Source organism: Mycobacterium sp. E2479 (assembly GCF_001667925.1).
In the GTDB taxonomy this organism is placed as follows: Bacteria; Actinomycetota; Actinomycetes; order Mycobacteriales; family Mycobacteriaceae; genus Mycobacterium.
Genome location: NZ_LZJR01000087.1, coordinates 48,606 through 73,921, shown reverse-complemented (window position 1 = coordinate 73,921; position 25,316 = coordinate 48,606). Strand labels below are relative to the sequence as shown.

21 protein-coding genes are annotated in these 25,316 nt (G+C 65.0%); 17 read left to right on the top strand and 4 right to left on the bottom strand.

Annotated elements, in window-relative coordinates; translation table 11 throughout:
- The 3 genes from A5686_RS13505 to A5686_RS13495 form a co-directional block, all read right to left on the bottom strand.
- Nucleotides 1-1,180 (bottom strand): glycosyltransferase family 87 protein (locus tag A5686_RS13505; RefSeq protein WP_067934853.1); only part of this gene is annotated, 1,180 nt, incomplete at its 3' end.
- Nucleotides 1,177-3,684, bottom strand: a complete 2,508-nt coding sequence (locus tag A5686_RS13500; RefSeq protein ID WP_369829706.1) for a transglycosylase domain-containing protein — start codon at nt 3,682-3,684, stop codon at nt 1,177-1,179. The genes A5686_RS13500 and A5686_RS13505, both read right to left, overlap by 4 nt.
- 181 nt (nt 3,685-3,865) lie before the next feature.
- A complete protein-coding gene (locus tag A5686_RS13495) occupies nt 3,866-4,300 on the bottom strand; it encodes a DUF5318 family protein (RefSeq protein WP_067934865.1) in 435 nt (144 codons plus the stop codon).
- A gap of 121 nt (nt 4,301-4,421) precedes the next feature.
- Here A5686_RS13495 and A5686_RS13490 point away from each other — a divergent pair, with 121 nt between their 5' ends.
- The 17 genes from A5686_RS13490 (at nt 4,422) to A5686_RS13410 (ending at nt 22,356) form a co-directional block, all read left to right on the top strand.
- Complete coding sequence (locus A5686_RS13490) at nt 4,422-5,300, top strand: DUF1707 domain-containing protein (RefSeq protein ID WP_067934849.1); 879 nt, start codon at nt 4,422-4,424, stop codon at nt 5,298-5,300.
- 156 nt (nt 5,301-5,456) lie between these two features.
- A complete protein-coding gene (locus A5686_RS13485; RefSeq protein ID WP_067934864.1) occupies nt 5,457-5,999 on the top strand; it encodes a PadR family transcriptional regulator in 543 nt (180 codons plus the stop codon).
- 56 nt (nt 6,000-6,055) lie between these two features.
- Complete coding sequence (locus A5686_RS13480; protein ID WP_067934848.1) at nt 6,056-7,153, top strand: inositol-3-phosphate synthase; 1,098 nt, start codon at nt 6,056-6,058, stop codon at nt 7,151-7,153.
- Nucleotides 7,154-7,628: 475 nt separating this feature from the next.
- Entirely contained in the window at nt 7,629-8,108 is a 480-nt protein-coding gene (locus tag A5686_RS13475) for an acyltransferase (RefSeq protein ID WP_082947628.1), read from the top strand.
- On the top strand, nt 8,105-9,691 hold the full coding sequence (locus A5686_RS13470; protein WP_067934844.1) for a GMC oxidoreductase: 1,587 nt from the start codon (nt 8,105-8,107) through the stop codon (nt 9,689-9,691). The genes A5686_RS13475 and A5686_RS13470 overlap by 4 nt, the downstream gene beginning before the upstream one ends.
- Before the next feature lie 7 nt (nt 9,692-9,698).
- Complete coding sequence (locus A5686_RS13465; protein WP_067934842.1) at nt 9,699-10,958, top strand: DegT/DnrJ/EryC1/StrS aminotransferase family protein; 1,260 nt, start codon at nt 9,699-9,701, stop codon at nt 10,956-10,958.
- Nucleotides 10,959-11,327: 369 nt separating this feature from the next.
- Entirely contained in the window at nt 11,328-12,455 is a 1,128-nt protein-coding gene (locus A5686_RS13460) for an LLM class flavin-dependent oxidoreductase (RefSeq protein ID WP_067934840.1), read from the top strand.
- A complete protein-coding gene (locus A5686_RS13455; RefSeq protein ID WP_067934839.1) occupies nt 12,452-13,621 on the top strand; it encodes a sulfotransferase in 1,170 nt (389 codons plus the stop codon). The genes A5686_RS13460 and A5686_RS13455 overlap by 4 nt, the downstream gene beginning before the upstream one ends.
- 1 nt (nt 13,622) lies before the next feature.
- Nucleotides 13,623-14,426 (top strand): sugar phosphate isomerase/epimerase, encoded by an 804-nt coding sequence (locus tag A5686_RS13450; RefSeq protein ID WP_067934837.1) that lies wholly within the window; start codon nt 13,623-13,625, stop codon nt 14,424-14,426.
- A gap of 2 nt (nt 14,427-14,428) precedes the next feature.
- Nucleotides 14,429-15,637 (top strand): DUF1214 domain-containing protein, encoded by a 1,209-nt coding sequence (locus A5686_RS13445; protein WP_067934835.1) that lies wholly within the window; start codon nt 14,429-14,431, stop codon nt 15,635-15,637.
- Nucleotides 15,638-15,850: 213 nt separating this feature from the next.
- A complete protein-coding gene (locus tag A5686_RS13440; RefSeq protein ID WP_067934862.1) occupies nt 15,851-16,765 on the top strand; it encodes an alpha/beta fold hydrolase in 915 nt (304 codons plus the stop codon).
- 15 nt (nt 16,766-16,780) lie between these two features.
- The gene (locus A5686_RS13435; protein WP_067934833.1) at nt 16,781-17,593 is read left to right on the top strand and encodes an LLM class F420-dependent oxidoreductase; all 813 of its coding nucleotides are present in this window, start codon (nt 16,781-16,783) and stop codon (nt 17,591-17,593) included.
- A gap of 110 nt (nt 17,594-17,703) precedes the next feature.
- The gene (locus A5686_RS13430) at nt 17,704-18,444 is read left to right on the top strand and encodes a GntR family transcriptional regulator (RefSeq protein ID WP_067934832.1); all 741 of its coding nucleotides are present in this window, start codon (nt 17,704-17,706) and stop codon (nt 18,442-18,444) included.
- A gap of 49 nt (nt 18,445-18,493) precedes the next feature.
- Nucleotides 18,494-20,311: an ABC transporter substrate-binding protein/permease gene (locus tag A5686_RS13425; RefSeq protein ID WP_067934830.1), complete on the top strand. Its 1,818-nt coding sequence runs from the start codon at nt 18,494-18,496 to the stop codon at nt 20,309-20,311.
- Between the two features lie 8 nt (nt 20,312-20,319).
- Nucleotides 20,320-21,057 carry an amino acid ABC transporter ATP-binding protein gene (locus A5686_RS13420; RefSeq protein WP_369829708.1) on the top strand — a complete coding sequence of 246 codons (738 nt, stop codon included), beginning with the start codon at nt 20,320-20,322 and terminating at the stop codon, nt 21,055-21,057.
- A 65-nt stretch (nt 21,058-21,122) separates the two neighbouring features.
- Nucleotides 21,123-21,626, top strand: coding sequence for a MarR family winged helix-turn-helix transcriptional regulator (locus tag A5686_RS13415; RefSeq protein WP_067934827.1), 504 nt, complete (start codon nt 21,123-21,125; stop codon nt 21,624-21,626).
- Nucleotides 21,627-21,684: 58 nt separating this feature from the next.
- Nucleotides 21,685-22,356: an SDR family oxidoreductase gene (locus A5686_RS13410; RefSeq protein ID WP_067934826.1), complete on the top strand. Its 672-nt coding sequence runs from the start codon at nt 21,685-21,687 to the stop codon at nt 22,354-22,356.
- 6 nt (nt 22,357-22,362) lie between these two features.
- Here the strand turns inward: A5686_RS13410 and leuS are convergent, their stop codons facing one another.
- A complete protein-coding gene (gene leuS, locus A5686_RS13405; protein ID WP_067934824.1) occupies nt 22,363-25,272 on the bottom strand; it encodes a leucine--tRNA ligase in 2,910 nt (969 codons plus the stop codon).
- Between the last annotated feature and the right edge of the window lie 44 nt (nt 25,273-25,316).

The window sequence follows — 25,316 nt, the reverse complement described above, 5'->3', positions numbered from 1 at the left end:
CCCGCGGGCGCTGTGGCGCGGTCAGCGCGACGAATGCGATTGCGGCGCAACACGCCACAAACAGCACCGCGACGACGGTGTTGAGCACCGTCGGCGGCTGCCAGAACCCGAGCTTGGGGTCGAATCCCCGCCAACCGGTGAACGACTTGATGACGTTGTACAGCGAGTCCATATCGTCGCCGCGGCGCGTGTTCAGCCGGAAGAACTCCGACCAGCCACGCGGGAAAAACACCAGCACGGGCAGGTTCACCAACAACCAGGTCGCCCCGGCGGCCAACGCGGTACGAACCCATCCGCGCAGCTGCCCGGTCCGGATTCCCAGCAGCAGCATCGGGCCCAGAAACAGCAACGGATACAGCTTCGCCGCGGCACCCAAGCCAATCAGCACACCGGCCAGCACAGGTCTTCGTCGCGCCCACGCCAATAGTCCGGCCATCGCGAAAGCCGTTGCCAGCGCGTCGAAGTTGGTGAATATCTGAAAAATCAGGATCGGCGAGCCCGCCACCAATGCGGCGTCCCAGATTCGCCGCCCGGCCAGGCCCGCACTCGCCCAGACGGTGGCCAGCCAGGCCAGCGCCAGCCCGAACGCCGCAACATTGAAGAACACCACGACCTCGGCGACCACCGGAAGCGGGGCGACCTTGCTCAGCGCGGTGTACGTCTTGGCCAGCGCCATCGACACGTACTGATAGATACCTGTCAGCACCGGATATTCCATGTAGCGCACCGCGGGCTGGCCGTCGTAACGGATCTGCTGGGCGCCCGTCGAGTCGGTCTCGACCCAGCTCGACTTGTAGGGAAACTTGCCTTGGCTCAACAATTCTGCGCTGTAGAGCGGCACGGTATCGGAGTAGCACAACTCGTAGTAAGCGCGTTGGTTGTTCCAATTGGCCACCCGCTGATCGCCCGTGCCGGTGCCGGTGCTCTGCAGACAGGCCGCCTTCGTTGACCAGCCCAGCGCCAGGAAAACCAGCGCGATCAAAAACATCACCCGCAGCGGGGTCATCAGCCGGGAGCGGCCGATCAGCGCGTGCCGGCCCACCGGTCCCCCGACGACGTCGGCGAGTGCGGCGCCAAGGAAGTCGTTGCGGCTCGGGCAATCTCGGTTGTCGGCGCTGCGCAGATCCGCGGCCAGCCGCTGCGGTGAAGTGGCCGCGCCGTGCTCCGCGGCGTCGGTCACGGTGGCGGTGGCGGCGCTTGGGGTCCGCCCGGCGGGACGCCGATGCCCGGCTGGCCGAAACCGCCCGGCGGGACACCACCACCAGGCGGGCCGAAACCGCCTGGCGGGCCACCAGGCGGGCCGCCCGATTCCGGACCACCAGGTGGGCCGCCCGGCGCCGGCGGCGCCGCGGTGATCGTCGTGGGCGGACCGACCGGAATGGTGATGCCCGGCGCCACTTCGATGGTGGGCTGGATGACGGTCTCCGACGGCGGCGGGGGCGGCGGAGGCGCAACCGGCACACCCGCGTAACCGCCGATCTCCGTCGGCTTGGGGAACGATTCGTTGGACGTGCCCTTGAGCGCGCCGTCCATCGTGGACTTCCAGATATCCGATGGTAGACCCGACCCGTAAACCGGTCCGCCCGAAGCGGTTACCAATGGGCTATCGCCTTTGGCCGTGCCGACCCACACCGCCGTCGACAGCGACGGCGTGTAGCCCACCATCCAGGCATCCTTGTTCGAGGTGGTGTCACCGAGCTGGGTGGTACCGGTCTTGGCCGCCGACGGCCTGCCACCCGCCAGCGCGTGGCCGCGGGAATAGGCGGCGATCGGCACCATCGCCGCGGTGGTGTTGTCGGCAACGGCCTTGGGGATGCGCTGCTCGTTCTTGTTGTCGGAGTTGGCGGCGTCAAAAAGGACCTGGCCGTCGGAGTTGACGACCTTTTGCACGAAGTGCGGTTGGTGATACACGCCGGAAGCCGCCAGCGTGGCGTACGCCGAGGCCATATCGAACACCCGGGTTTGATACTGGCCCAGCACAATTCCGTTGTTCGGCGGGCCGCCCTTGCCATCCTCGGAGAGGGTGTGCTCCACACCGGGGAAGCTGGTCGCGACGCCGGCCTGGTGGGCTGCGTCCGCGACGGCCTGCGGTCCCCCCTTGAGCTTGAGCATCAGGCGGTAGTAGGAGGTGTTCAGCGATTGCTTGAGTGCCTCGGCAATGTTGCAGGTACCGCAGCTCTCACCGTCGACATTGGTGATTTTGATGCCATCGACCGTCAGCGGTGAGCTGTCCACCTGGTAGCCCAGGCCGATCCCCTGCTCGAGCGCGGCGATCAGACAGAACACCTTGAACGACGACCCGGTCTGCAGCCCCGCCTGGGCGAAGTCGAACCCGTTGGCGTCGGTGCCGCCGAAGTACGCACGTACCGCGCCGTCATGTGGATCGATCGAGACTGCGGCCGAACGCATATCGGGGTCTTGGCCGTCGAGATACTTCGACACCGCTTTCTCCGCCGCCTGCTGGGCCTTCGGGTCGATGGTGGTGGTGACCTGCAGGCCCTGGGTGTTCAGGGTGCGCTCGTCGATGTTGAACAGCTCCATCAACTCTCTGGTCACCTGACGCTCGATCAACCCGTTGGGCCCGGTCGTCTGGTTCTGTGCGCGCGCCTGATCCGGTGGCACGGTCGGCGGGAACTGTTGAGCGGAACGGTCAGTCGGAGACAACGCCTTGGTCTCCACCATGCCGTCGAGCACCCACGCCCAGCGCGCCCGAGCGCCCTGCGGATCGATCGCCGGGTCCAGTGAGGACGGCCGCCGGATGAGCGCCGCCAGCAGGGCGCCTTCGGAAACCGTGAGCTGCTCGACGGGTTTGTTGAAGTAGGCCTTGGCGGCGGCTGAAATCCCGTAGGCGCCCCGCCCGAAGTAAATGATGTTCAGATAGGCCTGCAGCACATCGTCTTTCGACCACTCCCCCGACATCTTGGTCGCGATCACCAATTCCTTGGCCTTACGCATCAAGCCGCTGACTCCGTGCTGCGCCGAACCCACCAGCGCGTTCTTCACGTACTGCTGCGTGATCGTCGAGCCACCCTGCAGGTCACCGCTGCCGAAGAGGTTGTTGTTCACCGCACGCACGAAACCGCTGAAATCGAACCCGGGGTTGGAGTAGAAATTGCGATCTTCGGCGGCGATCACCGCTTGGCGTACATGCACGGGAACCTGGTTGATGTTGACGTCGACCCGATTGCCTTCCGGCGGGATGATCTTGGCGATCTCCGAGCCATCACTGGCCAGGATGGTCGAAACCTGGTTGGTGCGAAGGTCGCCCGGCTTCGGAATGTCAACGATGAAGTACGCCATCGCGAACGTGACGATGGGCAGCAACACCAGCACGGCCGCGGAGAGGTACAGCCCGCGCCGGACCCACAACCAGTTGATCTGCTCGGTCCAGGTCCAGTCGCGCCACGGTGGGGCGGGTCGCCCGCCGGGACCGCCGGGTCCTCCCGGGCGTCCGGGGCGCCGCGGCGGAGGGGGTGGTCCCGCAGGCGGCCCACCGCCGAGGCTGGCCCGCTCTTGCCGCCCGGACGTCGGGCCCCGGCTGTCGAGTGCGGCCTTGACCTCGTCGAGCGCGTCTCGCCGTAAGGGCGTGGAAGGGGGGCCGGCCAGCGCGGCTTTGACTTCCTCGATGGGATCGGAGCGCCGGGGCGCCCGGTCGCCTTCTACCGGCGGCAGGATCGTCGTCATCCGATCATCGGGCGGGGCCTGACGGCGGCGTTTGATCGCCGGCGGCGCCTCGCGGCGTTCTGGCTCCCGCGGACCCGCGCCCGGCCGGTCGGGGCCCGGACGGTCATCAGAACTCTTATCGCCTACATGCTCAGTCGCTGGCCCACGCTGGTCACCGGTCGGCTGGTCGTGGCGCCCTTCGTTATTCAATGGCCGTGCGGGCGTTGTTGCGCGCCGTCCGCGTGCGTCCGGTGCCCCGGGGCGGAGGTGCCGTGCGAGCCGCACCGAGCACATATGACTTGACGAGATGATTCCAGCTGCAGGTCCTGCACACCTCCACCACGTGGACGGCGAACTCCTCGAAGCGGCTTGCCAGCATCACCAATTCCTCGGCCGTGCGCGCCGAGCCCGACACCGCACCGAGGTGTTCGCCGAACACCCATGACACCAGGGTCAACTGCTCCTTGCGGCAGATCGGACACATGACCTGGCTCGGTTTCCCGTGAAACTTGGCGGCGCGCAGCAGATACGGGTTCGCGTCACAAACCTCGGACACACCCGTGCGGCCCGAGTACACCTCGGCCAGCAGTGAGCGCCGCCGGAGCGCGTAGTCCACCACTTGTCGCTGCAATCGCACGCCCACCAGAGTACGTCGCCATCTCGAGCAGGGATACGCAACCGAACCGTGGCGCCCGGCGCGCAGTAGTCGACGGTGGTTTCTGCGCCAAACCGGGGACTGGACTTCTACGATCGTCTCCGTGGCGAAATGGCTCGGGACAACGCTGGCCGCCGGCGCGACGACGACTACCCGCGCCAAGGACACCGACCGTCAAGACACGTGCACGGTCCTCGACGACGCTCTGGCCGACGGCGAGCTCTCCGCCGAAGAGCACCGGGAGCGGGTCAGCGCGGCCACCAAGGCAGTGACGCTGGGCGACTTGTACGCCCTGGTGAACGATCTGCAGACCAATGCAGGGCGGCAACCGCCCGCCCTCGACTCGCAGCCGAAGGTACCGCGCGTCGGCGGCTGGCGAGTGCTGGCAGCCGCCTTCGTCGTGTCGGTGTTGCTGGGCATGGGCATCGGGTGGGGGCTCTACGGCAACACCCGCTCGCCGCTGGACTTCACCACCGATCCGGGAGCCAAGCCGGACGGAGTCGCCCCCGTGGTGCTCACGCCGCCCACACAGCTGCACTCGGTCGGCGGGCTCACCGGGCTCTTCGAGCAGATGCGCAAGCGTGTGGGGGACACGATCGGCTACCGGTTGGTGATCTACCCGACCTATGCGGCTCTAGACCGCCCGGATCCCTCCGACGACCGCCGGATACTGGCGTATACCTATCGCGGTGGCTGGGGCGATCCGACTAGTTCGGCCAAGAGTTCGGCCGACGGGCCCGTCCCGGTCGACCTGAGCAAATTCGATGTGACCAAGACCGTGGCGATCATGCGCGGCGCCCCCGAGACGCTGCACATGAAGCCGTCTGACGTCAAGAGCAGCTACCTGATCGTCGAGCCGGCAACCGACCCGACCACACCGGGCGCGCTTTCGCTGTCTTTGTATGTGTCCAGCGACTACGGAGGCGGATACGTCACCTTCTCGGGTGACGGCACCGTCAAGCAGACGAATCTGCCCACGTAAAGACCGAACCCACGGCGCATTTCACACCCACGCGCTGCGACGAACTCCACACCAACAGTTGGTGGTGTTGTGGCTAATATATCGAGACGATACGATTGCGCGAGGCGTCGAACCGTCGTAACCAGCCACGCAAATCCTTTCAGGGAGGTGATTCGATTGCTGGAGCTCGCCATCCTGGGTCTGCTGATCGAGTCGCCGATGCACGGCTACGAGTTGCGCAAGCGGCTGACCGGTCTACTCGGCGCGTTCCGGGCGTTTTCGTACGGATCGCTCTACCCGGCCTTGCGGCGCATGCAGGCCGAGGGCTTGATTGCCGAGAATGCCGCCCCGGCCGGGACGCCGGTCCGGCGGGCCCGCCGCGTCTACCAGCTGACCGACGAGGGCCGCCGACGCTTCGGGGAACTGGTGTCCGACACCGGTCCCCACAACTACACCGACGACGGCTTCGGGGTACACCTGGCGTTCTTCAACCGGACTCCGGCAGAGGCGCGGATGCGCATTCTGGAAGGCCGCCGCCGTCAGGTCGAGGAAAGGCGGGAAGGTCTGCGCGAAGCGGTTGCGCGGGCCAGTAGCTCGTTCGACCGCTACACCCGCCAGCTTCATCAATTGGGGCTCGAGTCCAGTGAGCGCGAAGTCAAGTGGCTCAACGAGCTCATCGCTGCGGAGCGGGCTATGCCCGGCCTCTCCGAGCAAACGTAAATCCCTGCACGAACCCAGCATCCCAGTCAGTGGCTAGAGGTTAGGAGAACGCCCATATGAGTGAGCAGAACGCGCCGCAGGCGTCGACGGAGGTACGAGTCGCCATTGTCGGCGTCGGTAACTGCGCGTCTTCGCTGGTTCAGGGCGTGCAGTACTACTACGACGCCGACGCGAACAGCACCGTGCCCGGCTTGATGCACGTGAAGTTCGGCCAGTATCACGTCCGCGACGTGAAGTTCGTCGCCGCGTTCGATGTGGACGCCAAGAAGGTTGGCTTCGACCTGTCCGAGGCGATCTTCGCTTCGGAGAACAACACCATCAAGATCGCCGACGTGCCGCCCACCAACGTAACGGTGCAACGCGGGCCGACGCTGGACGGCATCGGTAAGTACTACGCCGACACCATCGAGGTGTCCGACGTCGAGCCCGTCGACGTGGTCGAGGCGCTGCGCGAGGCCAACGTCGACGTGCTGGTGTCGTACCTGCCGGTGGGCTCCGAAGAGGCCGACAAGTTCTACGCCCAGTGCGCCATCGACGCCGGCGTGGCGTTCGTCAACGCGCTGCCGGTCTTCATCGCCTCGGACCCGGTGTGGGCCAAGAAGTTCGCCGACGCCGGCGTGCCGATCGTCGGTGACGACATCAAGAGCCAGGTCGGCGCGACCATCACCCACCGTGTGATGGCCAAGCTGTTCGAAGACCGCGGCGTGCAGCTGGACCGCACCATGCAGCTCAACGTCGGCGGCAACATGGACTTCCTCAACATGCTCGAGCGCGAGCGCCTCGAGTCCAAGAAGATCTCCAAGACGCAGGCCGTCACCTCGAACCTGCAGCGCGAGTTCAAAACCAAGGACGTGCACATCGGCCCGTCCGACCACGTCAGCTGGCTCGACGACCGCAAGTGGGCCTACGTGCGGCTCGAGGGCCGCGCCTTCGGTGATGTGCCGCTGAACCTGGAGTACAAGCTCGAGGTCTGGGATTCGCCGAACTCCGCAGGCGTCATCATCGACGCGGTGCGCGCCGCCAAGATCGCCAAGGACCGCGGCATCGGCGGTCCGGTGATCCCGGCGTCGGCCTACCTGATGAAGAGCCCGCCGCAGCAGCTGCCCGACGACATCGCGCGCAGCCAGCTCGAAGAGTTCATCATCTCGGGCTGAGACGTTCGAGATTGCGGCAACCCCGTTTCCGGAAGTCTTTCGGACGGGGCCGGTACTCCGTCGGTCATCGTCGTGTGCGCGGCGCTGCCGATCGGACCGTGGGCGGCACGTAACATCGTCGTCGTGTACCAAGCCGGCCAGATCTCCAGAAGTACGTTCGCGGAATCGCTCTGGTACGGCAAGGGGGTGGTGTCGGGGCCGCCCGGCTCCGTCGCTCACTGCGGATCTGGGTCGTCACTACCGGGACCAACATTTGCGCGTTCCGGCCGTCCGGGATTCTGCGCGCCGCGTGGGAGGGCCGCTTGGAGATGGCGTGGTTCGCGCTATCGTTCGTTTACACGGTTGCGGGCGTCCTCTTTCGGCTCAATGTCGCCGAGCCGCGCAACAACCAATCCGTCTATGCCTGTTTTTCGGTGATGGCGGCGTTCATGTTGCGTCATCTCTACGCCACCTCGAGGCGCCGGAGGCTGCGGGCATGAGTCCATCGCTTGCTCTCAAATTGCTCTTTAGACGCTTCTTCTGTTTAAAGCTGGCCAACCTATGCCCATTTACCTCTGGGCGAATCGTCCTTTATCGGCTCATGGGCATTCGAATCGGCTCGGACGTGTACATGGGTTTCAATGTCGAGCTCGAGACGAACTTCCCGGAACTCGTGAGCATCGGCAATCACGTCACGATCTCCCATCGCTGCATCATCACCGCCCACATGGACAGCCCTTCGGACACACCCGTGAAAGATTTCCTTCCAATGGGCGCGAAGCCGGTCATCATCGAAGACGGGGCATGGATCTGCATCGGCGCGACCATCCTGCCCGGGGTTACGGTCGGCGAAAACGCGGTGGTCGCGGCGGGAGCGGTAGTGTCTCGAGACGTCCCGGCCAATACCGTGGTCGCGGGCATTCCCGCGCGGCATGTCAAGCGCCTCGACGCTGCTTTTCCGGAGGCCGGACTATGACGGCGGTCGGCATCGTCGGTTCCGGGCACACTGCTATTGCCGTCGCGAAAGTGCTTGTGCGGCGCGGTGTTCGCCCCATCATCCTCGACGTAGGAGAAACGCTCGACGCCGATCGACAGGCCGTCGTGACGCGGATGGGCGCGCAGCAGAAGACGGAGTGGAGCGCCGAGGATCTGGCCGTGGTCACGCACAATCCCACCGTTTCGCAGAAGAAAGTGCTGCGACTTGCGTTCGGGTCGGACTACCCCTACGCGGGCACGAGGGCGAACGCGCCGCTCGACGTGGTCGAGGATGGCCCGAGCCCCTCCATGGCACGCGGCGGCTACAGCACGATTTGGGGTGCCGCGATGCTGCCCGCCGCACCGTGCGATCTGCAGGCGTGGCCCTTTGACGCGCGCGATCTCGATCCGTACTACGAGCTTGTCCTGCGGGACTTGCCGTTCTCCGCGACGAACGATGCGCTGGCCCGCGTGTTTCCTCTCTACCGAGACGACGCTCAGCCGCTCGCCCCGTCGCCGCTCGTCCAATCCTTTCTGCGGACGCTGGAACGCTCGCAGTTCTTTCGAAGCCGCAACGACGTGGCCTACGGGCAAGCGCGCATTGCGGTCCGCGCCATAGACGGTCCGGACGGTCCCGGGTGCGTCTACTGTGGGCGCTGCCTTTCGGGGTGTGTCTACGGATCGATTTACTCCGCCGAGCAAGACCTCCGGAAGATGATTCGAGCCGGCGAAGTCGACTACCGATCTGGCCGAACGGTGATCGAATTTTCGGAGCGCGGCAACGAGGTAGAAGTCCTCTGCGAGACCAGCGCAGGCCCCGAACAGGTCGTGGTTGATCGTCTGTTCGTTGCGGCCGGCGCGCTCAACTCGACGCGCCTCGTGCTCGAGTCGAAACGACTCTATGACCGTCCGGCGGTAATGAAGACGACGCAGGGCTTCGTTGTCCCGATGGTCAACGTTCGAGGCGCGCCATACGAGTGGCCAAACGCCAACACCCTCTCGGGAGCCTTCTTCGAGTTCAAACATCCCTCGATTTCGGACCATTGGATCCATACGCAGATCAGCCCAGCCAACGAGCTCATCCTGGCGAAGTTGGGTTACCAAGCGAATGACAGGCTCTTCGACAACGTCCGCAAACTCGCGCTCCGACGACTCCTTATCGCGCAGTGTAATTTTCACTCGGATCTAGCCGGTTCCTATCTGGTGCGCCTGAACCCCGGAGGCGCCAACAAACGCAGCGTCCTTTCGGTAAGAATTCAGCCTTCAACGCAATTTGCACATGTAATGAAAAAGGGTTCGCGACGACTCACCCGGCTCCTGTCCATGGTCGGCGTCGTACCCGTCACCCCGTTGATGTACGGCGACCCGCTGCATCCGATCGGCTGGCACTTCGGCGGTACGCTGCCCATGACTAAGGCTCCCAGCGACGAGATGCACACGGACTTGCTGGGACGCCCAAAGGGGTGGCGGCAAATCCACGTCGTCGACAGCAGCGTCTTCTCTTCCGTACCCGCAACGACGGTTGCCTTACTCGCGATGGCAAACGCGTCTCGAATCGCCCAAACCGCTCCGCTCGAAAACTGAGGAATCCGTGGCTATCCCGCGCACCATCATCTACCATCCCGTGAGGTTTGATGTCCGGAACTACATCGCTTCGTTCCGGGACCTGAACCGCACCTCGAAGGCGCAAGCGAACGAAACGGTCGCGGAGTTCGAACGCGCCTTTGCGCGCTACATGGGCGTAAGCAGCGCGCACGCGTTTCCGTATGCACGAACAGCGCTCTACTTCGCGTTAAAAGCGCAGAACTTCGAACCGGGTTCGGAGATCATCATGCCGCCCATCACGATCAAGCCGATGATGGATATCGTCATCAGCCTCGGCCTAAAACCCGTATTCGCCGATATCGAGCTGGACACGCTGTGCTTCGACCTCGACGAACTGAAGAAGGCGATCACTCCCAAAACCCGCGCGGTCCTGCTCACCTATCTGTTCGGAATCGCTCCCAACGTGGACCGACTCATGGCCCTGTGCCGAGAGCACGCTTTGTTCGTAGTAGAGGATTTCTCGCACGCGCTGAACGCCTCGTGGAACGGCAAGAAGCTCGGCACGTTCGGAAACGTTGGCATCTACTCGTGTTCGAGGACCAAGACCTTGGACGCCTACGGCGGCGGACTCGCGGTCACGAACGACCCAGCACTCGCGAAGCATCTCCAAGAGGCGAAGGATTCGCTGAAGCCGACACCCCCTGCGCGCCTTCGCGCGAAAATTATAGAAACCCTCATCACGAACGTCGCTACGCGCCGTCCGGTCTTCACAGCCGCCGTGGCGCCGATGCTTTCGCTGGTCGGAAGGATCAATCCGGAGAAGCAAAAAGCGCTCACGGGCGCGCGCCAAAACCTGAAACCCGACACCGTGCTTCCAGAGGACTACTTCGAGCAATTTACTTGGGCGCAGGCCGAAGCCGGGTTGGCGATGCTGGCGAAGGTCGAGAAGGAAGACGAAAGACGAATCTCGAATGTTGCGGAGATCCGCCAGCCTCTAGTGGCATTCGGCGAACCCTGCGCGCGAACTGACCAGCCCGCGCGGAGCGTGTACTGGCAGTTCGTGGTGTTCGCCCCGGACCCGGAGCGTTTCCGAAAAGCACTCGCGAGCCGCGGAATCGACACGGGTACAACGAACCTCTCGATCGTCAGCGGCCTGGGAATCTATCCGGAATTCGAAGAGAAGTGTCCCAACGCCGAGCGCGTAAAGAACAACGCCATGTACATTCCCGTTTACCCGCGGCTCGGCGAGAGGTCTGTCAAGCACGTCATCGACGCGATTTCCTACGCGCTCGAGCAGTCGGGGTGATTCGAAACCTCTAGAGCGGGCGATCTGACCTCGCCGAAGCGCACACTGTCGCTCGCGCTTCTACAACGAGATCAGTGACCTACCGACGATTCAATCGCACCCTGCACCGAGTAGGGCCTCTGACTTCGACACCCAACGAGGTTGCGCCCGTGCCCGCTGGCTCGAGCTCTACAAACCCTCGGCGCTGCCACGGTGCACTCAACGGACCCCCGCCCCTCAGCCGACTGCCACCAACCTCATAACCGACCACAACCAGCGCCTTTGCGGATCACCCAATGATCGGTGCGCGGTACCGGTGCGGCCGGTGCGGCGGGCGCAATCGTCAAACCATCGACACACTGCTGTGCAGGTGCTTAGCATCATGTCTCGATGACCGTTCAGCCCGCAGCGTTTCTGCGTACCACGCTCCCCCTTGACTTGTCCGGACTCGCCGGACTCGACAGCGGTCGCTACCACTCCATCTGGCTGCCCGACCACATGGTCAGCTTCTGGCCGGACTCGATCTGGACACCCGAATTCACCGACCTGGCCACCGCTTCCCCCTCACCGCACCGCCACTTGGACGGCCTCGCCGTAGCGGCCGCGGCCGCCGTGCTCACCGAAAGGGTTCCTCTGGTCAGCGCCGTGGTCGATACCGTGCGCCGCCATCCCGCCATGCTCGCGCAGACCGCGTTGACCATCGATCACCTCGCCAAGGGTCGTTTCATCCTCGGACTGGGCAGCGGCGAGAGCGAGAACACGCTGCCTTACGGCTTCGACTTCTCGCGTTCGGTCAGCCGCTTCGAGGAAGCGCTGACGGTGATCCAGTTGCTGTGGCGCGGCGACGGCCCGGTCGACTTCGACGGCCGGTTCTTTTCGCTGCGCCATGCCCGGTTGGACACCGAACCCTACGACGGCCGGCCTCCGCCGATCTGGATCGGCGCCAGCGGTCCACGAATGCTCGACATCGCGGGTCGGTACGCCGACGGGTGGTGGCCGGCGGGCGCCTGGACTCCCGAGCACTACGCCCAGATGCTCTCGGCGGTGCGGTCGTCCGCCGAACGCGCCGGCCGCGATCCGATGGCGATCGTCCCCTGCTTCATCCAGGTGTGCCTGATCGGTGCGGACGACACCGCCCTCGCCGAGATCCTGCAGGCTCCCCTGGTCAAGGCCTTTCTATTGCAGGTCTCTGCAAAGACGCTGCGCGGCTTTGGGTTTGACCACCCGATGGGTGAGAATTGGGGTGGTTTCCAGGACATCGACCCGGCGGTACTCACTCGGGAACGGATCGTCCAGTTTCTGGAGAACGTGCGCCCCGAGATGGTTCTGGCCGTCGTACCCCACGGCACGCCGAAAGAGGTCGCCAAGATCGTCAAGACGTACGTAGACGCGGGCCTGCGTGTGCCCAAGATCCTCGACTACGGCGCCATGGCCGGACTCAACTTCGCACAGGCTTCGTCAGCGAACGTCCGCGCGGCTGAGGACGAGCTGGTACGACTCTGCGGAGACCGTTCGTGACAACGGGTTTGGACGCCGCAGAGATGCTCGCCGCCGCCGAGGCGGAAACCGGACTGCGCGACTACGGTGATCCCACCTTGCCAGAACGCTTCGCTATCGCCGTCGGGCATCTGAACGATCTGGGCATGGATGCGGATGGGCGCTTCGAAGCCACGCAGGTATGTCGTTGGCTGCTGACGTCGCGCCTCGAACTCATCGAGGACCGCAACCGCTACCCGATAGGCGCTGAAGTCATCGAGTCGCCGATGTTCGTCACCGGCGAACCCCGTTCGGGGACAACGCTTATGCACGCCCTGATGTCGGTCGACCCGCGATCCAGAGCGCTGCGGTTCTGGGAGGTGATGTACCCATCCCCCCCGCCGGGGCTGGCCACGCCCAACGACCAGCGCCGCACGCGCGCCGATGCCGACTGGCGGGAGATCAACGCCAAGATGCCGAAATGGTTGCACAGCCACCCCTACAACGACATGCTGGGCGACGGCCTTCCCGAGGACGAACGCACCTGGGCGTTCGACTTCCGGGTGCTGACCCCCACCGCGTGGTGGCGGGTGCCGATGCAATCACTGGTCGGCGGTCTGCCAACCGATCCGGCCGCGCAATATCGGCTGCACAAGGCCATGCTGCAGCAGCTGCAATATCAGCGGCCGCGAAAGTACTGGGTGCTGAAGGGTTTTCATGGCTTTCGGCTCAAAGAAATGTTCGACGCCTATCCCGACGCCACGCTGGTGTGGCTGCACCGCGATCCTGTCCAGGTCGCGGCCTCACGCACGATGATGATGGCTGACATTGCCGAAGGTATGGTCGGTCCCGTTGACCTCCACGCCCACGCAAAGCTGCATCTGGAACTGACGCGCGCCAGCATTGCCAATACGATGAGCAATCCCATGGTGAACGATCCGCGCATTCTGCACATCCGTTACACCGATTTCGTCGCCGATCAAGTCGGTACGGTGCAGCGCTACTACGCATTCGCCGGCCGCGAGGTGACGCCCGCCGCCGAATCGGCCATGCGCGACTACCTGGCCAACAATCGCGGCGACCGGTACGGCAAGTTCCGTTACTCCACCCAGCTGCTGGTCGACATCGGCGAAGACCTCGACGCCCTGCACGCCGAATTCCGGGCGTTTCGTGAACGATTCGGCGTCGAGATCGAAGCCCGTGATTGACGTGACGACGCCGCACAAACGTCTGTCGGTCCACGATGTCACCTTCTTCGGCGCTTCCTTGGCCGAGGTGGAACAGCATTGGGCGGCCCTCGGCGTGTCGCGGTTGAGCGTTCTGGACAGCGAGCTGCTCGATCCTGGATTCCCGAAGTTATTGCAGCGCAATACCTATACTGTGGAGGCGGCGTGCCACATCTTCGGCGGTGGCCGGCTGGACACCAGCGCGCAGGCAGCACGGGACGCGCTGCTGGAAGTGATCGACGCCGCGGCCGCGGTGGGTGCGCGCGTGGTCTATCTGCTCAGCGGCGGGCGGGGCGCGCTGACCTGGCCGCAGGCCGCCGACCGCTTCACCGCCATGATCGCCCCCTGTGTCGAGCGCGCCAAGCAGGCAGGTGTGTCGTTGGCGATCGAGAACGCCTCGAGCCTGTACGCCGATATTCATCTCGCCCACACCCTGCGCGATACCGTTGCGTTGGCCGAGATGAGCGGGCTCGGCATCTGCATCGATGTGTTCCACTGCTGGGCAGAGGGCGATGTCGAAGCGATGGTGCAGCAGGCGCTGCCACGAACCGAGCTCATTCAGCTCAGCGATTACGTGCTGGGCGACCGAGCGCTTCCGGGTCGCGCGGTGCCTGGGGACGGCGCGATCCCCCTCGAAGCCTTCATTGGCCAGGTTCTGGCCGGTGGCTACACACACGGATTCGACCTGGAATTGATCGGGCCCCGCATCGAATCGGAGGGCCGCTTGCAATCCGCGCGTCGCGCCTGCGGCGTTGTCGGCGCAATACTGGACAGATTGGGTGCCTGACAATGACTTTCGGCGACGGCCTCGACGACGAGGCGCTGCGCTCGGCATGGGCAGAATTCTGTGCCCGACTCCAACGCGCGGGCGAACAAGTCTTCAAAGACGCCAACCCGGGCGCCGCACTGCAGCGCGCCGACGCATACCGATTTCTGACCCAGAATCTCGGTCAGGCCTTCGATCTGGCGCTGGAAACCCGCGACACCGGCTATCCGGCGCTGCACACCTTCTGCGGCCCCACCCGCAAGCTCGGCGGTGACTGTGCCGACTTCACCTACCAACAAGCATGGATCGACGGACACTCGACCTACCGGATCACCGGCACTCGGGGCACCGCGCGCTTCTTCAACGTCACCGTGCAGGGACGACGTCCGCCCGGCCCGGGCGTCTTGCATGAACCCTTCGGTGACACACCGCAGGCCAACCTGCTGGGCCATCAACTCGACATCGGTGGGGACGGACGCTTCGAGCTCTACATCGGCGGGGCCGAGCGGTCGACCAACTGGCTGCCCACCACGCCGGAATCACGAAAACTGTTCATCCGCCAAGGGTTTGACCGGTGGGACGAATCGCCGGCGCAGATGTGCCTCGAACGCGTCGACATGGCCTCCCCCAAGCCATTGCCCAGCCCTTCCGACATGGTCGACGCGATGCGCTGGGCCGGTGATTTCGTCACCGGTCTGATGTCCGATTGGCCCGAGTACCCCTTCACCCACGGCGGCGTGGACGCCGAACACCCGAACACCTTCCCGCGCGTCGGCGCCACCGACGCCGACAACAAGCGCGGCCGGACCGCTGCCAACATGTATTGGGAACTGGCGGCCGACGAGGCACTGATCATCGAATTCGACGCCCATGACGGACTGTGGATGTTCACCAACATGGGCGTCTTCTTCAACAGCATGGACTACCTGTATCGCCCGGTGAGCTACACACCGAGCCGCACCCAAATCGACCACGACGGCCGCATCCGGTTGGTCATGGCTCACCGCGATCCCGGCGTGCACAACTGGCTGGACACCCAGGGCTTCGAACGCGGCAATCTGACCTACCGGCACCTGCTCGAGGGCGAACCCGCCGTGCTGGACACCCGAGTGGTCAAGCACGATGAACTGCTCGGCGTCCTGCCCGAAGAAACCGCCATGGCGAGTGCGCCGGAGCGCGTCGCCGCGATGTGGGAACGCTTCCATGGCATCCGCCGCCGTTACGTCCTCTAGGCCGATGGTGGCGACCCGCTGCGCCCGGCCTACACCGCGCTTGCGATCACCACAAGCCGATGGTGGCGACCCGCTGCGCCCGGCCTACACCGCGCTTGCGATCACCACAAGCCGATGGTGGCGACCCGCTGCGCCCGGCCTACACCGCGCTTGCGATCGCCACAAGCCGATGGTGGCGACCCGCTCGAACCGACGGCGCTAGTGTCAAAGATCGTGACCGAGATCTCCGAAGACGAACTGGCCGGGCTGTCCGAATTCTCGCTGCTGTCCGAAAACGCCGAGCAGGCCGGATTCTCCGGCCCCCTGCCCGAAGCCGAGCGCGTCGCGTCCGGCACGGGCGAAAGCAAAATCAGCGCCTTGAGGTGGGGCAGCGCTCCCCCGCGGATCGTGTTCGTGCATGGCGGCGGCCAGAACGCGCACACCTGGGACACCATCATCGTCGGCATCGGTGAACCCGCGCTTGCGGTCGATTTGCCCGGCCACGGCCACTCCGCCTGGCGCGAGGACGGCGACTATTCGCCGCAGCACAACGCCGACGCGTTACTGCCGATCCTGCGCGAACACGCCGCGTCGGCCGACCTCGTCGTCGGCATGTCGCTGGGCGGATTGACCGCGATCCGGCTGGGCGCGGTCGCGCCCGAGCTGGTCAAAGAGCTGGTGCTGGTCGACGTCACTCCGTCGGCACTACAACGGCATTCGGAGATGACCAAGGAGCAGCAGGGCACCGTAGCGCTGATGCACGGGGAACGCGAGTTCCCCAGCTTCCAGGCCATGCTCGACTTGACGGTCGCGGCGGCGCCGCACCGCGAGGTGAAGGCACTGCGCCGCGGGGTGTTCCACAACTCGCGCAAGCTGGACAACGGCAAGTGGACGTGGCGCTATGACGCCATCCGCACCTTCCCGGATTTCGCCAGTCTGTGGGACGACGTCGACGCCTTGTCCGCACCGGTGACGCTGGTGCGCGGCGGCTCATCGGCCTTCGTCAGCGACGAGGACGCGGCCGAGCTCGGCCGTCGCGCAAAGCATTTCCGTTCTGCGCACGTGGTAGAGAATTCGGGCCATTCCGTGCAAAGCGACCAGCCCCGCGCGCTGATCGACCTACTGCGAGGGGTGCTCGACGCACGCTGAGCCTACGGTGGGGAGATGACTCCTGACCGTCCCGTGCGTATCGGTGTCCAGCTGCAGCCGCAACACGCGCCGCAGTACAGCCAGATTCGAGATGCCGTGCGCCGCTGCGAGGACATCGGCGTAGACATCGCCTTCAACTGGGATCATTTCTTCCCGCTCTACGGCGACCCCGACGGTCCGCATTTCGAATGCTGGACGATGCTCGGGGCCTGGGCCGAGCAAACATCACGCATCCAGATCGGCGCGCTGGTGACGTGCAACTCCTACCGCAATCCGGAGCTGCTGGCCGATATGGCCCGCACCGTCGACCATATTTCCGACGGCCGGCTCATCCTGGGCATCGGTTCGGGGTGGAAACAAAAGGACTATGACGAGTACGGCTACGAATTCGGCACCGTCGGCAGCCGCCTGGACGACCTGGCGACCGCACTGCCTCGAATTCAAGCGCGGCTGGCCAAACTGAACCCGCCTCCCACCCGTGAGCTGCCGATCCTGATCGGCGGTAAGGGCCCCCGAAAGACGCTGCGACTGGTCGCCGAATACGGCGACATCTGGCACGGCTTCACCACCGTCGAAACCTATCCGGCCGCGTCGGCCGTGCTTGAAGAACACTGCGCCGCCGTGGGCCGCGACCCGTCCACCATCGAGAGATCTGCCGGCGTCGAGGACAACAGCGGTGTTCGCCGCGGCGAGCGCCTTGACGGGTTGATTGCCAACGCCGAAGGCCTCACCGCGCTAGGCGTGACCCTGCTGACCGTCGGCGTGAACGGTCCGGACTACGACCTGACCGCCGCCGAAGCGCTGTGCGAGTGGCGCGATCACCGTTAGACCGGCGGCTGCAATCGAACATGGGGCAAACACCTAAACGCACGCGCCAATTCGTGAGAAACTCTCACCGCTAGATGGCCGAACCGGTGTGAAAGAGACTCAACAAAAAGATGCCGAAGAAATACGGGGTCAAAGAAAAGGACCTGGTTGTTTCGCACATCCTCCACCTTTTGTTGACCGGTAAGCTGCGCACTGGGGACCGCGTCGACCGCAATGAAATTGCGATCTGCTTAGGAGTGAGCCGAGTCCCTATTCAAGAAGCACTGGTCCAGCTCGAACACGACGGCATCGTGTCCACGCGTTATCACCGCGGCGCGTTTGTCGAACGGTTCGATGAAGCCACCGTGCTCGAGCACCACGAGCTCGACGGGCTGCTCAATGCGATTGCGTCCGCCCGCGCGGCGACCAGCCCAACGCCGCGGATCCTGGGGCACCTCGATCGGCTGATGCGCTCGCTGCGCGGCGCCAAGGATGCGCGCGCCTTCACCGACATCGCCGCCGAATACCGGCGCACGGTCAACGACGAATACGCCGGTCCGCGGCTGCATGCCACGATCCGCGCCTCGCAGAACCTCATCCCGCGCCTGTTCTGGACGACGTATCAAAGCGGACGTGACGAGATGCTGCCGTTCTACGAAGACGAGACTGCGGCGATACAGCGGCGCGACCCCGACGCCGCGCGGGCAGCGTGCGTCAACCGTTCCTATCTGATGGCCCAGAGAATGCTGGCCGAACTGTTCCGGCGGCGGGTCTTCACCCCCACCGACGACTTCAGCCGGGTCGGTCCCGGCGCGCTGCCGGTCATCCCCGGCGCGAACACCATCCGCGCCGAACCATCGCTGTCGCTTTGAACCGACTCTGATCGGGCCGCGTTGCCGCTGTGTCGTTACCGTGACACTGATGAGTTCGCGCGTAGGCCGGTATGCCAAGCGTCGCGGACGGGCCTTTGGCCTGGCCGCGACCGTCCTCATGGTATGCGGCGTCGCATTGGGTGTCCCGGTCGCGCCGGCCGCCGCCGACTGGAACCAATGCGCGCCGGCCGGTGTGGAGGCCGCCCGGAGCCTGCCCAAAGACCTGACCAAAAACACGACCGCCGGCGAGGACGACCGCGACACAACGGCATCGGTCGAGCCGGTCAGCGCGGTCGACGTCGGTGCCTTGGATCTCGGGACGCCGGCTGTGCTGACGGTCGGCACGTTATCGGATGCCCCGCCCAACGTCTGCATCAATCCGACTGGCGAATTCAGCGGCTTCGACAACGAACTGCTGCGCGCCATCGCCGACAAACTAGGTCTGCCGGTCCGGTTCGTCAGTACCGACTTTTCCGCGCTGCTGGCCCAGGTCGCGTCCCGGCGCTTCGACGTCGGCTCGGCAGCGGTTAAGGCCACCGAAGCCCGTCGGCGCACCGTCTCGTTCACCAACGGCTATGACTTCGGGTTCTATTCGCTGGTCGTTCCGCCCGGTTCGGCGATCCACAAGTTCAGCGACCTCGCGGCCGCCCAGCGCATCGCCGTCGTGCAAGGCACCGTCGAGGAGTCGTACGTCGTCGATGTACTGCATATGCAACCCGTGAAGTATCCGAGCTTTGCCACCTTGTACGCCAGCCTCAAATCCCGCCAGATCGATGCGTGGGTGGCGCCGGGAAGCCTCGCGGCGACCGTCATTCGCCCGGGTGATCCCGCGGTGGTCACCGCGAACACTTACAGCCCAGGCAATTTCGTGGCTTTTGCGGTGGCCCAGAACAACAAGCCGTTGATCGACGCGCTCAATTCCGGGCTGGACGCCGTCATCGCCGACGGCACCTGGGCACGCCTGTACACCCAATGGGTGCCGCGGTCGTTGCCGCCCGGCTGGAAGCCCGGCTCCAAAGCCGCCCCCATCCCCAAACTGCCGGACTTCGCCGCGATCGCGCAACAACACCGCTCCCCCACAGGCCCTCCCGCCCCGAAATCACCACTGGCGCAATTGGGGGATTCGTTCTTCGACTGGGATATGTACCGGCGGGCCATTCCGATTCTATTCACCACGGGATTGCCCAATACCTTGATTCTGACCACCAGCGCCCTCGCGATCGGTCTGGCGTTGGGGATGGTGTTGGCGATGGCGGGAATCTCGCACCGGGGCTGGCTGCGTTGGCCGGCCCGGGTATACACCGACATTTTCCGAGGCTTGCCCGAAGTGGTGATCATCTTGCTGATCGGAATGGGCATCGGCCCGTTGGTCAGCGCGTTGACCAACAAGAATCCTTACCCCCTCGGCATCGCAGCACTGGGATTGATGGCAGCCGCCTACGTCGGCGAGATTCTGCGCTCCGGAATTCAAAGCGTCGACCCCGGGCAACTGGAAGCGTCTCGGGCGCTGGGCTTCAGCTATTCCACCGCGATGCGGCTGGTGGTGGTACCGCAGGGAGTCCGTCGCGTGCTCCCCGCCCTGGTCAATCAGGCCATCGGGTTGTTGAAGGCATCGGCGCTGGTGTACTTCCTCGGCCTGATCGCCGATCAGCGGGAGCTGTTTCAAGTCGGACGAGACCTCAACGCGCAGACCGGCAGCCTTTCGCCATTGGTGGCCGCCGGTCTTTTCTATCTGCTATTGACCATTCCGCTAACGCATTTGGTGAACTACATCGACACCCGCCTTCGCCGCGGCCGCAGTGCCGCGGCCCCAGAGGACGACGACGCCGACCTACTTGCGACGACATTCGGCCAGGAAATCACGTGACCTCCAGCATTCATGCCCGAGTGTCAGTCTCGCTGGCGGCCAAGAACCTTCACCAGACGCTGGGCGCAAGCAAGGTGCTGCGCGGCGTCGATATCGAGGCACCCGCGGGCAGCACCGTAGCGATCATCGGGCCGTCCGGCTCGGGAAAGTCAACACTGCTGCGTACCATGAACCGCCTGTATGAGCCCGACAGCGGCGACATTCTGCTGGATGGCAGATCGGTGCTGCACGATGATCCCGACGAGCTGCGCCAACGCATAGGCATGGTGTTCCAGCATTTCAATCTCTTCCCGCACCGCAGCGTTTTGGACAACGTGGCGATGGCCCCGCGAAAGCTGCGGCGTCTGCCGGCTGACAAGGCTCGCGACCTGGCGCTGGCACAGCTGGACCGAGTTGGCCTGAAGCACAAGGCCGGTGCCCGCCCCAGCACGCTGTCCGGCGGACAACAACAGCGGGTGGCGATCGCCCGTGCGCTGGCGATGGCGCCGCAGGTGATGTTTTTCGATGAGGCGACCTCGGCGTTGGATCCCGAAATGGTCAAGGGAATACTCCAACTCATTGCGGACCTCGGCGAGGATGGCATGACAATGATTGTGGTAACCCACGAAATGGGTTTCGCGCGGTCGGCATCCGATGTCGTTGCTTTTATGGATCACGGCAGGGTCGTGGAGTCGGGCCCTCCGGAGCAAATATTCGATGCCGCAGAGACCGAACGGCTGCAGCGGTTTTTGTCCCAAGTCCTTTGACCTGAACTATCTGGTGCGCGATAGCTCCCTTGTAAGCACCTCATATCGGGATAGACTCCCGATTTATGGCAGACAGCGAATCGCCTCCGGCCGAGGTAGCCGAGCTCGCCGAGGGTTTGCACCGAGCGCTGTCCAAACTGTTTGCCATTCTCCGCCGCGGCGACCCCAGCGGGGCGGCGGCCGGAGAGCTGACCCTGGCGCAATTGTCGATCCTGGTCACGCTGCTCGACCAGGGCCCGATCCGGATGACCGATCTCGCCGCACACGAACGGGTGCGAACTCCCACCACGACCGTGGCGATCCGCCGGCTGGAGAAGGTGGGGTTGGTCAAACGTTCCCGTGACCCGTCCGATCTGCGTGCGGTACTCGTGGACATCACCCCGCGGGGGCGAGCTGTCCACGGTGAATCGCTGGCTAATCGGCGCGCTTCGCTGGCCGCGATGCTGAGCCAGCTCCCGGCGTCCGACCTGGACACCCTGATGCAGGCGTTGGCGCCACTCGAACGGCTGGCCTCCGGTGACCCGACGTCGGGACCGGCCGGCGTGCCACCCGCACGCAAGGAAGCCTGAAAGGCTTTCGCCGTCACCGGTTTTCGGTTACCTCTGTGCCGTGGGTAGACTGCAGGGCATGCCCAATGCACTCATCACCGGCGCCGGCGGTGGTATCGGCTCGGCCATCGCCACTGCGCTGGCACCCACGCATACCCTGCTGTTGGCGGGCCGCCCGTCCGATCGGCTCGATGCGGTGTCGGAGCGACTAGGGGCCACCACGTTTCCGCTGGATCTCACCGACTCCGGCGATATCGAAGCCGCCTGCGAAATCGTGGACGAACTCGACGTACTGGTGCACAATGCGGGGGTGGCCATACCCGGCAGTGTTGCCGACTCGAACGTCGACGAATGGCGCGCCACCTTTGCCGTCAATGTCTTTGGCGCGGTGGAACTTACGCTGGCGCTGTTGCCGGCGCTGCGAAGGGCCCGCGGACAGGTGGTGTTCATCAACTCCGGCGCCGGCCGCACCGCTTCGCGGAGTATGGCCTCCTATTCGTCCAGTAAGTTCGCGCTGCGCGCCTTCGCGGATTCGCTGCGCAGCGGCGAACCGGAGTTGAGGGTGACGACCGTTTATCCGGGACGGACCGACAGCGACATGCAGCGAGAACTCGTCCGGTTCGAGGGCGGCACGTATGACCCCGCCAACTTTTTGAAGCCCGAGACGGTGGCGACTGCGGTGGCCAATGCGGTTGCCACCCCGCCGGACGGCCACATGCACGAGGTGGTGCTGCGGCCCGCCGAGCGCTAGGCGTCGCTACACGACCAGGTTGACCAGTCGGCCCGGGACCACGATCACTTTGCGCGGGTTGGCACCCGCCAAAAATGCCTGGACCTTCTCATCGGCGAGCGCGGCGGCCTTCAGCGTGTCCTGGTCGGCGTCGGCGGCCACCACCACTCGCCCGCGCACCTTGCCATTCACCTGCACGGGGTACTCGACGGTGTCGTCGACCAGATAGGCGGGATCGGCGACTGGGAAGGGACCGTGCGCCAGCGGGGTCTGATGGCCCAGGCGCAGCCACAATTCCTCGGCCATATGCGGGGCCAGCGGAGCCAACATCAACACCAGCGGCTCGACGGCCGCACGCGGCACCGCGTCGCGGTGCTCCTTGGTGAGATGGTTGGTGTACTCGATCAGCTTCGCAGCAGCGGTGTTATTGCGAAGTGCCGCATAGTCTTCCGCAACCCCGGCGATCGTCCGATTCAGTGCTCGCAGCGTATCGGTCGCCATGTCCTGTGCCAGTCCGTCGACCACCCGGGTGTCACCGGTCTGCTCGTCGATCACCAAACGCCACACGCGCTGCAGGAAGCGGTGGGCTCCTACGACATCCTTGGTCGCCCAGGGTCGGGAGGCCTCCAGCGGGCCCATCGACATTTCATAGACCCGCAGCGTGTCGGCGCCGTAGTCGTCGCAGATCTCGTCGGGCGAGATCGAATTTTTCAGGCTCTTACCGATTTTCCCGAATTCCTGGAAGACTTCGATCTCTCCCCCGGGCCCCGGATAAATGAAACGGCCATCCCGCTCGACCACTTCTTCCGCCGGGACGTACGAGCCGCGCGCGTCGGTGTAGGCGAAGGCCTGGATATAACCCTGGTTGACCAGCCGGCGATAGGGTTCGCGGGAGCTCACGTGGCCCAGGTCGTAGAGGACCTTGTGCCAGAACCTGCAATACAGCAGGTGCAGCACCGCGTGTTCGGCGCCGCCGACGTAAAGGTCGACGCCACCGGGATCGTCCGCGCCGTGCTCGGCCGGCCGCGGGCCCATCCAGTAGGCCTCGTTTTCCTTGTCGCAGAACCGTTCCGAGTTGTGCGGGTCGGTGTAGCGCAGTTCGTACCAAGAGCTGGCGGCCCACTGAGGCATCACGTTGGTGTCGCGGGTGTAGGGCTTGAGGCCGTCGCCGAGGTCCAATTCGACGTGCACCCACTCCGTCGCCTTGGCCAGCGGCGGCGAGGGCTCGCTGTCGGCGTCGTCGGGGTCGAACAGCACGGGCGCGTAGTCCGGCATGTCGGGCAACTCCACCGGCAGTGCGGCTTCGCTGAGGGCGTGCGCACGCCCGTCGGCGTCATAGACGATGGGAAACGGTTCGCCCCAATAGCGCTGACGGGCGAAAAGCCAATCCCGCAGCTTGTATTCGATGCGCGCGCGGCCGCGACCCTCGGCCTCCAGGCGCGCGGTGACCTTGTCCTTGGCCGCGGCCACATCCAATCCGTCGAGGTACCCGGAGTTGACCAGCACCCCGTCACCGGCATACGCGGACTCCGAAATGTCACCGCCGGCAATGACTTCCACAATCGGAAGCCCGAACTCGTGGGCGAAGTCCCAGTCGCGCTGATCGTGGCCGGGGACCGCCATGATCGCCCCGGTGCCGTATCCGGCCAGCACGTAGTCGGCAATGAAGATCGGCACCGGTTTACCGTTGGTCGGATTTGTGGCGTAACTGCCCAAGAAGACACCGGTCTTCGCCTTGCTCTCCTGGCGTTCGAGGTCGGATTTCGATCCGATCGCCCGCCGGTACGCGGTGACGGCCTCGCGCGGTGTGGCGGCACCGTACGTCCAGCGTGCGTCGGTGCCGTCCGGCCAGGCGGCCGCCACCAACTCATCGACCAGGTCGTGCTCGGGCGCCAGCACCAGGTATGTGGCGCCGAACAGCGTGTCGGGCCGGGTGGTGAACACCTCGATATCGAGCGTCTCGCCGTCGGTGCCGGTCGCCGCGAACAGCGCTGCAGCGCCTGTGGACCGGCCGATCCAGTTGCGCTGCATGGTCTTGACCGGTTCAGGCCAGTCCAGCAGGTCGAGGTCGTCAAGCAGCCGGTCGGAGTATGCGGTGATGCGCATCATCCACTGCCGCAATCGTTTCCGGAACACCGGGAAATTGCCGCGGTCGCTGCGCCCGTCGGCGGTCACCTCTTCGTTGGCCAGCACGGTGCCCAGACCGGGACACCAGTTCACCATCGAGTCGGCCCGGTAGACCAGTCGGTGGCCGTCGATGACGTCGGCGCGCTCCCCCGCCGACAACCCGGCCCAGTCCCGCCCGTCCTCCAGGCGACGTGCGCCGGAATCGAATTCGGCGACCAATTCGGTGATCGGGCGGGCCTTGTTGGCGGCGGTGTCGAACCAGGCGTTGTAGATCTGCAGGAAGATCCACTGGGTCCACTTGTAGAACTCGACATCGGTCGTCGAGAAGCTGCGTCGGCTGTCGTGGCCGAGGCCCAGGCGTCCCAGCTGGCGCCGGAAATTGATGACGTTGGCCTCGGTCCGGATGCGCGGATGGGTGCCGGTCTGCACCGCGTACTGCTCGGCCGGCAGCCCGAAGGCGTCAAACCCTAATGCGTGCAGCACATTGCGGCCGGTCATCCGGAAGTAGCGTGCGTATACGTCCGTTGCGATGTAGCCCAGTGGGTGACCGACGTGCAGCCCCTCCCCCGACGGGTAGGGAAACATGTCCTGCACGAACAACTTGTCGTCCGGGACCGGCGCTCCGTCTGAGGGAGCCAACGAACCGACCGGGTTTGGCACGTTGAACGTCCCCAGCTTCGCCCAGTTCTCCTGCCACGCGCCCTCGATACGGCCCGCCAGCGCCGCGGTGTAGCGATGCGGCGGCGCGTCAGAGTCGGGCGCGGCGGCGCCAGAGCTGCTCGCCGGCGAGGCGATCGGGGAGTCGGTCACCTGAACAGGGTATAAGGGCCGACACGAGGGGTCTGCCGGCCACA

Bases quoted from the DNA above. Each gene is read 5' to 3' on its own strand.
- A5686_RS13435 (WP_067934833.1), top strand. From the start codon at position 16,781: ATGACTCCTGACCGTCCCGTGCGTATCGGTGTCCAGCTGCAGCCGCAA.
- A5686_RS13475 (WP_082947628.1), top strand. From the start codon at position 7,629: ATGAGTCCATCGCTTGCTCTCAAATTGCTCTTTAGACGCTTCTTCTGT.
- A5686_RS13410 (WP_067934826.1), top strand. From the start codon at position 21,685: ATGCCCAATGCACTCATCACCGGCGCCGGCGGTGGTATCGGCTCGGCC.
- A5686_RS13445 (WP_067934835.1), top strand. From the start codon at position 14,429: ATGACTTTCGGCGACGGCCTCGACGACGAGGCGCTGCGCTCGGCATGG.
- A5686_RS13500 (WP_369829706.1), bottom strand. From the start codon at position 3,684: ATGACGACGATCCTGCCGCCGGTAGAAGGCGACCGGGCGCCCCGGCGC.
- A5686_RS13480 (WP_067934848.1), top strand. From the start codon at position 6,056: ATGAGTGAGCAGAACGCGCCGCAGGCGTCGACGGAGGTACGAGTCGCC.
- A5686_RS13415 (WP_067934827.1), top strand. From the start codon at position 21,123: ATGGCAGACAGCGAATCGCCTCCGGCCGAGGTAGCCGAGCTCGCCGAG.
- A5686_RS13460 (WP_067934840.1), top strand. From the start codon at position 11,328: ATGACCGTTCAGCCCGCAGCGTTTCTGCGTACCACGCTCCCCCTTGAC.
- A5686_RS13425 (WP_067934830.1), top strand. From the start codon at position 18,494: ATGAGTTCGCGCGTAGGCCGGTATGCCAAGCGTCGCGGACGGGCCTTT.
- A5686_RS13430 (WP_067934832.1), top strand. From the start codon at position 17,704: ATGCCGAAGAAATACGGGGTCAAAGAAAAGGACCTGGTTGTTTCGCAC.
- A5686_RS13470 (WP_067934844.1), top strand. From the start codon at position 8,105: ATGACGGCGGTCGGCATCGTCGGTTCCGGGCACACTGCTATTGCCGTC.